Genomic DNA, 13,701 nt, shown 5'->3' with positions numbered 1-13,701 from the left:
GCATCGTGCGCGGCCCCCCGTTTCCTTTTGCGCGGCGATTTGCGCGGTGATCGTGTGTCGTGTGCGTTGCGTATCAGTTCAACGTCGTGTCGATCCGCGTGCCGCGCTTGATGAACTGCGTGACCGGCGTCTTCTCGCAGATTTCGGCAAGGCGCTGGCGTTGCGCATCGTCGAGCGGGCCGTCGAGCGTCACGACACGGCGCACGTACTGCGTGCCTTCGCGATCGGCATGCAACTCGGTGCGCACGTCGATACGCGCGGCGGGCCACGCCTTGCGCTGCATGTACATGCGCAGCGTCGCGGCCGTGCATTGCGCGAGGCCGGCCAGCACGAATTCATAGGGCGCCGGCCCGCGATCCTGGCCGCCCTCGCGTGGGGCTTCGTCGCCGGTCAGCGCGTGGGTGCCGGCCTGAAGCTGGACGACGTAATCGGGCGCATCGGCGTCGAGGACGGCGGCGGCGTGGATGAGCGACATGGCAAGTCTCCGGTCAGCGGGAAAAGAAAAAAGGGAGTCGGGAAGCGGAAAGTGGGCGCCGCGCGGCGGCGCGCAGCCGTCAGCATACCGCCCCGACGGCGACGGCGATGCGGCTACGCGTCCGCGCCGCCGGCACTGCTGCGCACGAGTGCGGCGATGCGCTCGCGTACCCACTGGTGCGCGCGATCGGCGTCGCGCGATTCGTGCCAGTACGCGAGGAGCGGGAACGGCTTGAGCCGCAACGGCAGCGGCCGCACGACGATCGGCAGCATCGCGGCCATCCGCAACGCATAGGTGTGCGGCAGCGTGACCAGCAGGTTGCCGGTCGCGGCGATCTGGCACGCGGCGAAATAGTGCTGACAGGTGAGCCGGATATCGCGAAAGCGGCCGTCGTTGCCGAGCAGCACGTCGAGCGATTGCGGCTCGCCGAGCGACGACACCGCGACATGCTGCGCCGCGAAATAGTCGCCGCGCCGCAACGGCTCGCGCGCAAGCGGATGATCGCGTCGCAGTGCGACGACGAGCGAATCGTCGAGCAGGTGTTCGGTGGCGATGCGCGGGCAGGTCGGCACGCGGCGATCGACGGCGAGATCGAGATTGCCCGATGCAAGTTCGCGTTCGATCCCGGCTACCGCGATGCGACGGCTCACGAGCCGCAGGCCCGGCGCTTCGTCGGCGAATGCCGCGACGATCCGCGGCAGCGCGATCGATTCGAGCACGTCGCGAATGCCCACCGCGATGCTCAGGTCGAGCGTCGCGGGATCGAACGCCGACGGCGCGCGCGCGGTGCCTTGCAGGCCCTTCAGGTGCAGTTGCACGTCCGTGATGATCGAGCGCGTGCGTTCGGTTGCGACAACACGGTTGCCCTGGCGCACGAACAGCGGATCGTCGAAATGCGCGCGCAGCCGGTTGAGCGCGTGCGTGACGGCCGGCTGCGTGAGATGCAGCGCGCGGGCGGCCGCGCCGATGCCGCCATGCACGTAGACGGCGTCGAGCACGCGAAACAGGTTCAGGTCGAGACGATGGTCGGCGGGCACGGGGCGCGGGTGGCGTGGTGAATGGTGGAGCGATTCTAAAGGATGCGCAGGCAACGGATACGCGGGCTTTCCTGCGTGGCGATCGACGGTATTGAATACATGGGGATATCGTTTGCGCCGATATTCGGCTGTGCATTTATCCGGATACCCGACGCAATTCGTCGTCGTGAAAATGCACGGATTTCGATGTACACAATCGTAACAATTGGCGATATCGGCCCGTGCAATTCCGCACCGGCCCGCCGGCAACCCCTGGCAGCCTGTAGTAATCCGCCATCATGCTGTCCACGTCGGCCATTTCGCGCCAAAGCCGCGACCCGTTCGGCTAAGATGCCGTCGCTTCATATTTCGGGATAGCCGTCCTGTCGCACGCATTCAAACCAAATATAAGCCTGACAGTTCGACGGTATTAGAAGAAGTCGAAACAAGTCGGGGGCTTGGCCAGTGAATGCAGCAGATCAGAGGTGGGTCGTTATCTATTTGAGTACGGGGTTTTCGTTGGCCCAGGCCGCGCGTATCGGCGAGGCTTTCAATCTGGCGAATCGCCTGCACGCACACAGTGCCGACTATCAGTTGAAGTACGTATCCGAAAGCGGGGGGCTGTTGCAGTCGTCGTCCGGCGTGAGCATCGCGGCAGATCCGCTCGGCGACGAGCACGGTCGCCGCGCGCTCGCGTTCTTTCATCTTCACGGCGACCGTGCGGCCGTCAACTGGGACGACGCATTGCAGCGTCGCCTCACCGACATCCGCCGCCATGCGCGCTGGATCGTCGACGCGATGGACCTGCCGACGCTCGCGGCCATGCAGCGACCGTCGGCGGCGATCGAAGGGCGGCCGGGCCGGGCCGGCCGCCGGGTCGCCACGACGGTCGAGTTGCAGGTCGGGGAAGCCGACGTGTTCGCCGCGGTGCTCGACATGTTCCGCGTCGATCTCGGCGACGGCGCCGCGCAGGAGATCGCCAGCAACATGCTGCGGCCGGTCGAGCAGCGCTATGCGCAGTCGATGTGGGCCTTTCGCGAGCTGAGCGCGAGCCCGTCGATCCGGATGTCGGCGCAGCGGCTGCGCGCGCAGAGCGTGAACCGCATCTCGATCGCGAACGCCGCGCAGGCCGCCGCGATGAGCGAGCGCAATTTCCTGCGGCGCTTCAAGAAGGAGATCGGCGTGACGCCGACCGAATTCGTCCAGCACGTGCGGCTCGAGCGCGCCTGCCACATGCTGGTTCACACGACGCTGCCGGCCGACAAGGTCGCGCGCCGCACCGGGTTCGGCAGCGGCGAGCGGCTCGCGAAGCTGTTCCGCCAGCGCATGCTGATGTCGCCGACCGAATATCGCGTCTCCGAGCGTGAAAGGATCCTCACTCGCGGCGCCCCGCCGGCCGATGCGCACGGGGAGGCCTGCGACGGCGCCGGGGGGCAATGCGCCCCGTGCGCCGCCGCGCGGGAAAAAACCGGACGGATACCCGTAGAATCGTCCTGTCGCGATTTCGATTCCCGGTTTCCATGTCCTTCCTCCCCACCACTGCCACCGCCCCTTTCTGCCCGTCGGAAGTAAAGGGCAGCATCACGATCGATGCCGGCGCGCCGCGCTGGCAGAAGCTCAAGCGCTTCTTCGGGCCCGGCCTGCTGGTCGCGATCGGCTACATGGATCCCGGCAACTGGGCGACCGACATCCAGGCCGGCTCGCAGTTCGGCTATTCGCTGCTGTGGGTCGTCGCGTTCTCGAGCCTCGCGGCGATCTTCCTGCAGATGCTCGCGGCGCGGCTCGGCCTCGTGGCGGGCAGGGATCTCGCGCAGGCCAGCTACGACCGCTACGGGCGGTTCGGCCGCATCGTGCAGTGGGTGACCGCCGAAGTGTCGATCATCGCGTGCGACATCGCGGAAGTCCTCGGCTGCGCGCTCGCGTTCAAGCTGCTGCTCGGCGTGCCGCTCGCGTGGGGGATCGTGCTGACCGCGCTCGACACGGTGATCGTGCTCGGCCTGCAGGGCAAGGGGTTCCGGCAGATCGAGGCGATCGTGCTCGCGCTGATCGCGACGATGGCGTTCTGCTTCGTCGCGCAGGTCGCGATCACGCCGCCCGACTGGCACGCGGTGGCCGGCGGGCTGGTGCCGGGCGATCCGGGCCACGACCGCAAGGACGCGATCGTGCTCGCGCTCGGCATCGTCGGCGCGACGATCATGCCGCACAACCTGTACCTGCATTCGTCGGTCGTGCAGACGCGGCGCGTGGTCGGCGGGGCGCGCGGGGTGATCCGCGACACGCTCGCGCTGGTGCGCATCGATACCTGCGTGTCGCTGTTCGTCGCGATGCTCGTCAACGCGGCGATCCTGATCGTCGCGGGCGCGGCGTTCCATGCGACGGGCCAGCACAACGTGACCGACATCGAGCAGGCCTACAACCTGATTACGCCGATCGCGGGCGGCGCGGCCGCGCTGCTGTTCGGCATCGCGCTGCTCGCGTCGGGGCAGAGTTCGACGCTCACCGGCACGATCGCCGGCCAGGTGATCATGGACGGCTTCCTGCATACGAAGATTCCGTGCTACCAGCGCCGGCTGATCACGCGCGGGCTCGCGCTCGTGCCCGCGCTGATCGGCGTGCTGTGGCTCGGCGACGGCTCGGTCGGGAAACTGCTGGTATGGAGCCAGGTGCTGCTGAGCCTGCAGCTGCCGTTCGCGATGTGGCCGCTGATCCGCTCGGTCAGCGATCGCAACACGATGGGCGAGCACACGATCGGGCGCGGGATGCAGGCCGCCGCGTGGGCGCTGTTCGTCGTCATCACCGGCACGAACCTGCTGCTGATTACCGGTGTCGCGGGCTGATACAGCCTGTCACAGGCTGACACAGTCGCGCGGCGCGCATGCGGTAAACTGCGGCCTTTCGATCGTCGTCCGAAGTCCGTTATGTGGAGTGAAATCAGCAACATCGGCGATGCCGCGCTGACCTTGCCGATCGCGCTGACCTGCGCGGCCTGGCTCGCGCTGACCGACTGGCGCCTCGCCGCCCGCTGGGGCGTGCTGCTCGCCGCCGGCATGGGCGTCGTCGGCGCCACGAAGATCCTGTATGCCGGGTGCGGCATCGAGCTTCCGCAATTCGATTTCCGCGTGATCAGCGGCCATACGATGCTGTCGACGTCGGTGTGGACCGTCGCGCTGTCGATGCTGTGGCAGGCGTTCCGGACGGGCAAGGTGCCCGGCATCGCGGCCGGGCTGGCCATCGGCGCGGTCACGGCCGTCGCACGCGTGTTCGATCATTCGCATACCGTTCCTGAAGTGATCGTCGGCTGGATGCTCGGCGCGCTGGTCGCGCTGGTGTTCCTGCGCGGCTACGACGGTGCGCGGCAGCGCGCATTCTCGCCGCGCGTCGCGGCCGTCTGCCTGCTGCTCGTGTCGGGCATCGCGTACGGGCACCGCGCGCCGTTCCAGCAGATGATCGACACGCATTCGCCGCAACTCTGCGCGTTCGTGCGCGCGCCGTCGGGCGACGGTTTCTGACGGTCGCCGGCCGCGGTGCGCCGGCGCCGCTTTCCTGTCGATTTCCTTCCGCATTCGCCCGGCGGTCGCGCGATTCCTCGCCGCCCGTTTTCCCGATTGCTTCCTCGCCTGCGCGGAACGCGACCCTCGCCATGACACGATTCGACGAACCGGCCGGTCTGCGTGACCGGCCGCGCCGGCTTGCGCGTGCGTGACGGCACGCGAAGGTCATGAGTCGAGCCTATGACCGGGCATAACGAATATTCATTTCATCGATCGGCGGCATTCGCGTACGCTGGCTGTCGTTCAACCGGGGCAGGCTGCCCGGCGTGTCCGGCGCGCGTCACGCTCATCTCGATATACTCGCGGAAACCGTGCGGCGCCTCGTGATGGCGACGCATGGTCAACCGGCCCGCGCTGGCGGGAACCGGCACGGAACATCCGTCGCGGCAGCGTTCCGCGACGACGATTCACGATAGGAGATGGTCACATGACAGTCGTTTCTTCGCGCCTTGCCGGCAAGTGCGCATACATCACGGGCGCCGCGGGCGGCCTCGGCCGCGCGATCGCGCGCCGGATGGTCGAACAGGGCGCGCGCGTGTTCGTGACCGACATCGCCGACGCGGCGGTGCTCGACGCGTTCGCGCAGGAACTCAATGCAGGCCATGCGACGCCGGTCGCGTTCGCCGCGACGCAGGACGTGCGCGACGAGGCGCGCTGGCAGGCGCTGCTCGCGCAGGCGGTCGACGCGATGGGCGGGCTGTCGGTGCTCGTCAACAACGCGGGCGTCGGCTCGATCGGCTCGCCCGCGCAAATCGAGCTGGACGAATGGCGGCGCGTGATGGCGATCAACGTCGAGAGCATCGTGCTCGGCTGCAAGCATGCGCTGTCGTATCTGGCCGAAAGCCATCCCGCATCGATCATCAACATCTCGTCGGTCGCCGCGTTCAAGGTCGAGCCGGATTTCACCGCGTACAACGCGTCGAAGGCGGCCGTCGCGTCGCTCACGAAGTCGGTCGCGATCGACTGCGCACGCCGCGAGCTCGACGTGCGCTGCAACTCGATTCACCCGGCGTTCATCCGCACGGGCATCGTCGAGCCGCTGTTCCAGACGCTCGGCGAACGCGACGCGACGCGCAAGCTCGCGCGCGGCATTCCACTGCGCCGGCTCGGCGAGCCGGACGACGTCGCGCACGCGGCCGTTTATCTTGCGTCCGACGAGAGCCGCTTCGTGACGGCCGCCGAACTCGTGATCGACGGCGGCATGTGCGCGGTCTGACGCGCATCCCGAACAACAACGACCGGAGGAGAACATCGTGTCCACACCCGTGAACCGCCAACTGCTGCTGAAGACGCGCCCGGAAGGGCGGGTCGGCCGTGAACATTTCTCGCTCGTCGAAGCGCCCGTGCCGGCGCTCGCGGACGGCGAGGTGCTCGTGCGCGTGCTGTACCTGTCGATGGACCCGACCAACCGCGTGTGGATGAGCGACGTGCCGCAATACCTGCCGCCGGTGGCGATCGGCGAGGTGATGCGCGCGCTCGGCATCGGGCGCGTGGTGGCGTCGCGCAACGCGGGTTTCGCGGAAGGCGATCTCGTGCAGGGGCTCGTCGGCTGGCAGGACTACGCGGTCGTGCCGGCCGACCAGGCCGCGCAGCTCGTGAAGTTGCCCGCGCAGTCGGGCCTGCCGCTGCCGACGCTGCTCGGCGCGTGCGGGATGAGCGGACTGACCGCGTATTACGGGCTGACCGACATCGCGCCGGTGCAGCCGGGCGAGACGCTCGTCGTATCGGCGGCAGCCGGTTCGGTCGGCTCGATCGCCGGCCAGATCGGCAAGATCCACGGCGCGCGCGTGGTCGGTATCGCGGGCGGCGCGGACAAGTGCCGCTACCTGACCGAGACGCTCGGCTTCGATGCGGCCGTCGACTACAAGGCCGACGATTTCCGTCAGCAGCTGAAGGCCGCGACGCCGGACGGCGTGCACGTGAATTTCGAGAACGTCGGCGGCGAGGTGATGCGCGCGGTACTGTCGCGGATGGTGATCGGCGGGCGCGTCGCGCTGTGCGGCGTGATCTCGAACTACAACAGCGGCCGTGCGGCGGACGACGTCGGCGTGCTGATCTCGAAGCGGCTGACGATGCGCGGCTTCCTGATCCTCGACTATCGCAAGAGCCGCGAGGCCGTGCAGACGCTCTCGGGCTGGCTGCGCGACGGCCGGCTCAAGGCCGAGGAGACGGTCGCCGACGGTCTCGAAAACGCGCCCGACGTGCTGAATCGCCTGTTCGACGGCGATCATCGCGGCAAGCTCGTGCTGCGCGTCGATCCGGACGCGTGACCGGCCCGCGGCACGGCGTGCGATGTCGTTCGCACGCTGCCGCGAGGGGGTGTCGACCATGATGCGTTCGATCAACCGGGCCTAAGTTTCGGACTTGTCTCATATATTGTCGGGGCGTGTCTCCCTAAAGTGATTGCCAGCAGATGGCGGCGTGACCGACGCGTCACGTCGCCTTTTTTTCTGGTTACACGGAAGAGGAGCGTAAACATGCGAAACGACGCGAAGCGGGCGGCATCGGCGGCGACGCGCAATCGAACGGTGTGGCGCGCCGGTACTGTGCCGAGGATGGCGATCGGGCTTGGTGTTGCGCTTGCGATGTCGAGCGCAATGGCGGCCGGGCATGCCGCGCCGGGCGGTATCGTGCGGTTTGCCGGCGCGCTCGTCGATCTCTACGACGTGACGCTCGACGCGCGGTCGGGCGTGGTGGTTCCGGGACGCGAGGTGGAGAGCGGCGGGGCGGTGGCCACACTGCGGTTCGATGCACATGGCCGGCGCTTGCCGGGGGCTCATGTGGCGCTGGTCGGGCCCGACGGCGCGCCGTTCGTACCGGATGCCGCGTCGGGTGTGCGCGCAACGTGGCGCGATGCGCGCGAAGATCGAAGCGTGCCGCTGGTATCGGGCCGCCCGTATCGCGTGGGTCCGTATGGCGGCGTGATGACGCTCGCGGCGGATGACGCGACGGGCGCCGTGGCGCCCGTCGTGATCCGCATTCGTCATCCGTGACGGCGCGTGTCGGCAGGGGCGTGGCACGCGGCCACGCGTTGCGTCATTCGCCCTGTTCGGCGCGTGCGTAGATGTCCCAGCTCGCCATGAACAGCGCGGCGACGAGCGGCCCGATCACGAAGCCGGTGATGCCGAACAGCGCCATCCCGCCGAGCGTCGAGATCAGCACGACCCAGTCGGGCATCTTCGTGTCCTTGCCGACGAGGATCGGGCGCAGCAGGTTGTCGACGAGGCCGATCACGCCCACGCAGAACGCGACAAGGATCGCGCATTTCCACACAGCGCCGATCATCAGGAAGTAGAGCGCGGCCGGCACCCATACGAGGCTCGCGCCGATCGCGGGCAACAGCGACAGGAACGCCATCAGCGCGCCCCACAGCACGACGCCTTCGATCCCGAGGATCCAGAAGATCAGGCCGCCGAGCGCGCCCTGCACGAGCGCGACCGCGATGTTGCCCTTCACCGTCGCGCGCACGACCGTCGTGAACTTGGCCAGCAGCAGGTTCTTGTGCTCGTCGTCGAGCGGCAGCGCGCGGCGCACGCGGCGGCCGATCTCGCCGCCGTCGCGCAGCAGGAAGAACACCATGTACAGCATCACGCCGAAGCTCACGACGAACTGGAAGGTGTTCTGGCCGATGCTGAGCGCCTGGGTTGCCGCGAGCTGGCTGATCTGCGCGGCGCCATCGGTCAGTTTCTTCTGGATGCCCGGGAGGTTGCTCAGGCCGTATTTCTGCAGCAGGTGCTGGATCGACGTAGGCAGCGCGTGGATGATGTCCTGGAAGTACTGCGAATAGTTCGGCTGCGCGGTCTTGATTTCCTGGTACACGTACGCGATTTCCTGCACGAGCGTCGCGGCGACGAACACGAGCGGCAGGATCACGATCAGCACGATCAGCGACAGCGTCACGAGCGCGGCCAGGTTGCGCCGCTTGCCGAAGCGTGCGGCGAGCCACCGCTGCACGGGCTGGAAGAGGATCGCGAGTATGGTGCCCCAGAACACGGCGCCGGAGAACGGCGTGAGAATCCAGCAGAGTCCGACGGTGACCGCGGCCAGCAGGAAATAGAAGAATTTTTGGTGGTCGTGTCCGCTATCCATGGATGACATTCGCGCAGATTGATGCGTGGTTTGATTGAATCTCGTTGCCCCGTGCGCGATCGGTTCGCGATCGTCACGGGTTCCCGGCGCAACGCGCTGCGGGCGGCCATCCGCCGGGCGGCCCGAACCGGAGTATGCCCGCAAAGGTGCCGCCATCATAGCGGCTACGCGCGGCACATGCGAAAACGCCGCGGCCGGGGCCGCGGCGCTGCCGGGAAGCAAACGCGGCGCAACGCCGCGTGCCGCATCGTCAGATGTTGAGCTTCGTGACCTTCGTGCCGTTCACCGACAGGTCGCCCATCAGGCCGGCGTTGGTCAGGATCAGCACCTCGACCGGTGCGGTGGCCGTGTTGGAGTCGACCGCGCCGTTCGCGCCGACCTTCACGACCGCGACCGACGCGTCGGCGCCGGCCGACCAGCCTTCGGACTTGCGGAACGAGTCGAGCGCATCCTGCGTCATGAACAGGAACACGATCGCCTTCGACTGCGCGCCGGCCTGCAGGCCGACCGACAGCGACGACGTGTTGTAGTAGCCGACCGTGCTGCCGCCGACGCGCAGCGCGCCGTTGCCGGACTGGCCGCCGACGATGAAGCCGGCCTGCAGCACGCTCGGGAACACGAGCACGCCGCGCGATTTCGCGACGAGTTCACGCGAGCCCGGCACCGTCGAATAGAGACGCGAGAGCGTCGCGTTGACGCTGGCGTCGATCGACTGGCGCTTCGACGCGCTGGCCGCGGCGCCTTCCGGCTTGTCCGGGGTGGTCGTGCAGCCGGCGAGCGCGAGGCTGCCGAGCAGGACGGCAGCGGCGGCTTTCATGGCAAAGGTCTTCTGCATGGCGTTTCTCCTTCTTTGTCTGATTGATGACGGACGGGGCGGGCGGCGGGACGGCCGGCTCCGTTCAACGGCGGGCAAGGAGCAGGCCCGCAACGAACGCGAGGCCGGCAACGACGCCGGCGGTTTGCCACGGGTTGTCTTGCACGACCTGCGACACGCGTTCGGCGGAATCGCGCAGCCGGGCGGCTGCGCTGCCCGACGCATGGTCGAGCGCGCCGCGTGCTTCATCGAGCCTGGATTGCACACGCTTGCGCAGCGCGGCGATATCGCCGTCGCCGTCGTTTTTCAGCAGATCCTCGAGTTCATCGACCAGCCCGCGCAGATCGTCGGTGACGTCGGCATGCAGGTCGCGGGCGGCAGAGCGCGTCGTGCGTCCCACGCGCCGGCCCGTGCGACGAATGTCGGACAGGCCGCGGTCCAGCTTGTGTTCGATCGAGTCAGTGAGCGCCATGGTGTTTATCCTCCTTCGATTCAAGGCCAATTTGAAGATAAGACGAATCCCAGCAACTAATGTGATTCGCTTGGCCCGGTTGAGTTTCGAGACAAATTTTCAATTCGTTGGCGGAATTGCCTGAAAGCCCCGCCACGCGGGGCCGCGCGAAGATTGAAAAAAATTCTCAAATGGGCGAAACGCGTGCAACAAGAAGCGATATGAAGTGAATGCCCGGTAAATATGGCGTCGCCCGGGGTACCAGGTAAATAGTGCCATTGCAGGCGATGGGCTGATGCAAATGCACTAATCGACGCCGTACGGGCGAGCAGGGTTTGTGCCTGCGACCGGCATTCGCGAGCCGTTGTCCAGTGCGAGGTCGACGACGACGGGATCGTGGTCCGACGATCGATACGCGTCGGGTGCGTAATAGGACGACCGAAGTGCGGCCGTTTTGTAATCGGGCACGGGTTGCAGTGCAAACGGCTCATCGGCGTTGATGTGCCAGACGTGTACGGCTTTGACGCGCGCGGTCAGGGCCGGCGTCGCGAGCGCGTGATCGAGGCTGCCGGCCTCGCCGCGAAATACGTAGCTGTACGCAGCATTGCCGACGAAGCGCGCCACCAGGTTCGCGTAGCCGCGCGACTCGAGCGCGCGAACCGGATCTTCCTTCGCGTAGCTGTTCAGGTCGCCGACCAGCAGTACGCCATCGGCCGCGGCGCCGGTCGGCGATCCGGCGAGCCAGTCGGCGATGCGCACGGCGGCCCGCGTGCGCGCCGCGTTCCAGCAGCCCTGGCCGTCCGACCGGTCGAGATCGGCGCCGGTCGCGTCCGGGCAGTTTTTCGATTTCAGGTGATTGACCGCGACCGTCCACGCGCGCGTGCCGCCGATGCGCCGGAATGTCTGCGCGAGCGGCGGGCGATGCCGGCCGCCGAGCGAGACGGTTGCGGCGCGGCCGACCGGCTCGATCGTGCGGCTGTCGTACAGCAGCGCGACCGCGATTGCATCGCGGCCGAGCCGCGCGGTGCCGGGATCGACCGCGCGCCAGCCTTCGCCAAGCCGCGCGGCGAGACGCCGCACGGCGCTCGCGTCGCCGTGGCCGTTGTTCGCAATTTCCATTAGCCCGATCACGTCGGCACGCAGCGCGCGCAATGCCGCAACGATCTTCGCCTCCTGCCGCGCGAACGCGGCGGGCGTTTTCGCTCCTCGGCCGGCCGGGGCATCGAATCCGCCGCCGTGCCCGTCACCATTGAAATAGTTGAATACGTTGAACGACACGATGCGCGCGTCGGCATCGGGATGACGGGCCGGCGCATCGGTACGCGGGTTCGAGGCGGCATCGAAGACCGGCGCCGCGCCGGCCACCGGTTGCAGCCGCCATGCGCCGTAGCGCAGTTCGAGCACACCCTCGACGCCGCGCACCGTGTAGCCCGCGCGCAGCGTGTTGGCGGCACTGAGCGCGGGGGGCGGATAGCGCACGGTTGCGGGATCGCGGCGGGTCGAGCCGTCGTCGAGCACGATGCGGTTGCGTGCGTTGGCTGCCGCGAGCGCGGCGGCCTCGGCCGGCGGTGCGATGTGGGTCGGGGTGCGCAGCCGGCCGTGGCTGAGGACGACGCTGCCGTAGCGGCCGAGTGCGTGGGTATCGCTGACCGTCAGCGTTTGCGGCAGGCGCACGCGCATGCCTTCATGCGCGGCCAGCACCGATAGCGTGGCGACCGGCAGCGTGAGCGTCGCCGGGGTGACGGTCTGCCCGCGTGCGCAGACGGTCATGCCGCCCGACAGCGTGAATTGCGTTCGGCCGTATCGCTCGTCGACGCGGCCCGTGAGATGCACGAGATCGCCGGCCTTCGCACGTGCGTTCGGTGCGTACACGAACACGCCTTCGGGGATGCCCGGCCGGTGCCGTCGCTGTGCGTCGGCCTGCTGGACGAAGAAGCCGCCCAGGCCGTCGGCACCGGCGAATGCCGCGGTGACGACCGCTTCGATCGAGGTCGTTTGCCCGGCCAGCGGCGACGGGCCGCCGGCGCCGCGGAGGTCGGCAATCGGCGTGGTTGCGCCGCCGCAGCCGGCGCTGACCGGCGGCGCGGCCGCGGCGGGCCCGGCGAGGAGGACGAAGAGGGCGAAGAGGACGACGAACGCTGCAACGGCAGGCGGCGAAAGCAGGCGTGACATGGGGCGGTCCACAGGAAGAAAATCCGACGATTCGGGAAAGCATCTTGACGGCAAAATGTCAGGAAGCGGCCAAATTGGCCGTCCGGCCAGTGTGCCGAACGGCCGACGATGCAAGGCGCACGGCGGCTGTTACGCTTTTGCATCGGCGGCGCATCCCGATCGCGCAGCACACGCTGCCGCGCCCCGTTCCCACAGGAGAAATCCATGTCTTACATGCTGTTGATTGTCGAGCCGACCGACCAGCGCGCCGAGCGCACGCTCGACGAAGGCCAGGCGCTGTACGCGCGGATGGTCGATTTCGCCGAGACGCTGAAGGCGCGCGGCGTGCTGCGCGGTGTCGAGTCGCTGGAGCGTTCCGAGCGCGGCACGCGCGTGCAGGTGCGCGACGGCGAGACGCGCCTGCTCGACGGCCCGTTCGCGGAGGTGAAAGAGATGGTCGGCGGCTTCTTCCTCGTCGACGTCGACACCCGCGAGGAAGCGATCGAGATCGCGCGCCAGTGCCCGGCCGCGCAGTGGTGCACGGTCGAGGTGCGCGCGGTCGGCCCGTGCTTCCTGTGAATGCCGCGACTCGGTATTTACCCTGATTGGTCGCGGAACGTGTCGATCCGGGCGTCTTCCGGCCGTCGTCCGGATAAGGCGCCGCCGAACGGGCGCCGCCTTCCACCGATGACAAGGAGTAAACGATGCGATTCATGATCATGATCCGGGCGAACGCCGTCAGCGAATCCGACGCGTTGCCGGACAACCGGCTGGTCGAAGCCATGACCGTCTACCACGAGGAACTGGCCAGGGCCGGCGTGCTGCTCGACGCGAACGGGCTGCGGCCGAGCGCGCGCGGCTGGCGCGTGCGCTACACGGGCGGCAAGGGCACGGTGATCGACGGCCCGTTCGCCGAAACGAAGGAGCTGATCGCCGGCTATACGCTGATCCAGGTGCGTTCGCGCGACGAGGCGCTCGAATGGACGCGCCGGTTCCCCGCGCCGTTCGGCGCCGAAATGGATTGCGAGATCGAGGTGCGGCCGTTGTTCGAGCTCGACGACCTCACCCCGAGCGACGCGGTCGAGCGGTTCCGCGATCTCCACGTCGGCCGCACCCAGGCCTGAATCCACCCGAATCCAAGTTCACCGGAGCAT

14 protein-coding genes are annotated in these 13,701 nt (G+C 67.9%); 8 read left to right on the top strand and 6 right to left on the bottom strand.

The window, feature by feature from the left end; translation table 11 throughout:
• Positions 1-73: 73 nt before the first annotated feature.
• The gene (locus tag E9536_RS03605; protein ID WP_059591685.1) at positions 74-475 is read right to left on the bottom strand and encodes an OsmC family protein; all 402 of its coding nucleotides are present in this window, start codon (positions 473-475) and stop codon (positions 74-76) included.
• Positions 476-588: 113 nt separating this feature from the next.
• Positions 589-1,512 carry a LysR family transcriptional regulator gene (locus tag E9536_RS03600; protein WP_136469280.1) on the bottom strand — a complete coding sequence of 308 codons (924 nt, stop codon included), beginning with the start codon at positions 1,510-1,512 and terminating at the stop codon, positions 589-591.
• Between the two features lie 498 nt (positions 1,513-2,010).
• Here E9536_RS03600 and E9536_RS03595 point away from each other — a divergent pair, with 498 nt between their 5' ends.
• From E9536_RS03595 to E9536_RS03570, 6 genes are all read left to right on the top strand, one after another.
• Positions 2,011-3,063, top strand: a complete 1,053-nt coding sequence (locus E9536_RS03595) for a helix-turn-helix domain-containing protein (protein ID WP_136469279.1) — start codon at positions 2,011-2,013, stop codon at positions 3,061-3,063.
• Positions 3,012-4,328, top strand: coding sequence for an Nramp family divalent metal transporter (locus tag E9536_RS03590; protein WP_027791010.1), 1,317 nt, complete (start codon positions 3,012-3,014; stop codon positions 4,326-4,328). The genes E9536_RS03595 and E9536_RS03590 overlap by 52 nt, the downstream gene beginning before the upstream one ends.
• Before the next feature lie 81 nt (positions 4,329-4,409).
• Positions 4,410-5,000 carry a phosphatase PAP2 family protein gene (locus E9536_RS03585; protein ID WP_060194934.1) on the top strand — a complete coding sequence of 197 codons (591 nt, stop codon included), beginning with the start codon at positions 4,410-4,412 and terminating at the stop codon, positions 4,998-5,000.
• A 469-nt stretch (positions 5,001-5,469) separates the two neighbouring features.
• The gene (locus tag E9536_RS03580) at positions 5,470-6,258 is read left to right on the top strand and encodes an SDR family oxidoreductase (protein WP_048022225.1); all 789 of its coding nucleotides are present in this window, start codon (positions 5,470-5,472) and stop codon (positions 6,256-6,258) included.
• A gap of 37 nt (positions 6,259-6,295) precedes the next feature.
• The gene (locus E9536_RS03575) at positions 6,296-7,312 is read left to right on the top strand and encodes an NADP-dependent oxidoreductase (protein ID WP_021157603.1); all 1,017 of its coding nucleotides are present in this window, start codon (positions 6,296-6,298) and stop codon (positions 7,310-7,312) included.
• 207 nt (positions 7,313-7,519) lie between these two features.
• Positions 7,520-8,035 (top strand): thioesterase, encoded by a 516-nt coding sequence (locus E9536_RS03570; RefSeq protein ID WP_136469278.1) that lies wholly within the window; start codon positions 7,520-7,522, stop codon positions 8,033-8,035.
• 43 nt (positions 8,036-8,078) lie between these two features.
• Here the strand turns inward: E9536_RS03570 and E9536_RS03565 are convergent, their stop codons facing one another.
• The 4 genes from E9536_RS03565 to E9536_RS03550 form a co-directional block, all read right to left on the bottom strand.
• Positions 8,079-9,131, bottom strand: a complete 1,053-nt coding sequence (locus E9536_RS03565) for an AI-2E family transporter (RefSeq protein WP_027791014.1) — start codon at positions 9,129-9,131, stop codon at positions 8,079-8,081.
• A gap of 250 nt (positions 9,132-9,381) precedes the next feature.
• Positions 9,382-9,966 (bottom strand): YSC84-related protein, encoded by a 585-nt coding sequence (locus E9536_RS03560; protein ID WP_027791015.1) that lies wholly within the window; start codon positions 9,964-9,966, stop codon positions 9,382-9,384.
• Positions 9,967-10,030: 64 nt separating this feature from the next.
• Positions 10,031-10,417 (bottom strand): DUF883 family protein, encoded by a 387-nt coding sequence (locus E9536_RS03555; protein WP_021157600.1) that lies wholly within the window; start codon positions 10,415-10,417, stop codon positions 10,031-10,033.
• A 285-nt stretch (positions 10,418-10,702) separates the two neighbouring features.
• Positions 10,703-12,568: an ExeM/NucH family extracellular endonuclease gene (locus tag E9536_RS03550; protein ID WP_136469277.1), complete on the bottom strand. Its 1,866-nt coding sequence runs from the start codon at positions 12,566-12,568 to the stop codon at positions 10,703-10,705.
• A gap of 204 nt (positions 12,569-12,772) precedes the next feature.
• Here E9536_RS03550 and E9536_RS03545 point away from each other — a divergent pair, with 204 nt between their 5' ends.
• Positions 12,773-13,126 carry a YciI family protein gene (locus E9536_RS03545; protein ID WP_021164040.1) on the top strand — a complete coding sequence of 118 codons (354 nt, stop codon included), beginning with the start codon at positions 12,773-12,775 and terminating at the stop codon, positions 13,124-13,126.
• 125 nt (positions 13,127-13,251) lie between these two features.
• Entirely contained in the window at positions 13,252-13,671 is a 420-nt protein-coding gene (locus E9536_RS03540) for a YciI family protein (RefSeq protein ID WP_021164039.1), read from the top strand.
• The last annotated feature ends 30 nt before the right edge of the window (positions 13,672-13,701 follow it).

This window comes from Burkholderia sp. LS-044 (assembly GCF_004803625.1).
In the GTDB taxonomy this organism is placed as follows: Bacteria; Pseudomonadota; Gammaproteobacteria; order Burkholderiales; family Burkholderiaceae; genus Burkholderia; species Burkholderia cepacia.
Note: the sequence above shows the minus strand (reverse complement) of the source record. Positions and strands in the feature narration are given on the sequence as shown.

Coding starts and splice junctions, on each gene's coding strand:
- E9536_RS03585 (WP_060194934.1), top strand. CDS start 4,410: ATGTGGAGTGAAATCAGCAACATCGGCGATGCCGCGCTGACCTTGCCG.
- E9536_RS03545 (WP_021164040.1), top strand. CDS start 12,773: ATGTCTTACATGCTGTTGATTGTCGAGCCGACCGACCAGCGCGCCGAG.
- E9536_RS03590 (WP_027791010.1), top strand. CDS start 3,012: ATGTCCTTCCTCCCCACCACTGCCACCGCCCCTTTCTGCCCGTCGGAA.
- E9536_RS03570 (WP_136469278.1), top strand. CDS start 7,520: ATGCGAAACGACGCGAAGCGGGCGGCATCGGCGGCGACGCGCAATCGA.
- E9536_RS03605 (WP_059591685.1), bottom strand. CDS start 475: ATGTCGCTCATCCACGCCGCCGCCGTCCTCGACGCCGATGCGCCCGAT.
- E9536_RS03565 (WP_027791014.1), bottom strand. CDS start 9,131: ATGGATAGCGGACACGACCACCAAAAATTCTTCTATTTCCTGCTGGCC.
- E9536_RS03550 (WP_136469277.1), bottom strand. CDS start 12,568: ATGTCACGCCTGCTTTCGCCGCCTGCCGTTGCAGCGTTCGTCGTCCTC.
- E9536_RS03560 (WP_027791015.1), bottom strand. CDS start 9,966: ATGCAGAAGACCTTTGCCATGAAAGCCGCCGCTGCCGTCCTGCTCGGC.
- E9536_RS03580 (WP_048022225.1), top strand. CDS start 5,470: ATGACAGTCGTTTCTTCGCGCCTTGCCGGCAAGTGCGCATACATCACG.
- E9536_RS03540 (WP_021164039.1), top strand. CDS start 13,252: ATGCGATTCATGATCATGATCCGGGCGAACGCCGTCAGCGAATCCGAC.
- E9536_RS03555 (WP_021157600.1), bottom strand. CDS start 10,417: ATGGCGCTCACTGACTCGATCGAACACAAGCTGGACCGCGGCCTGTCC.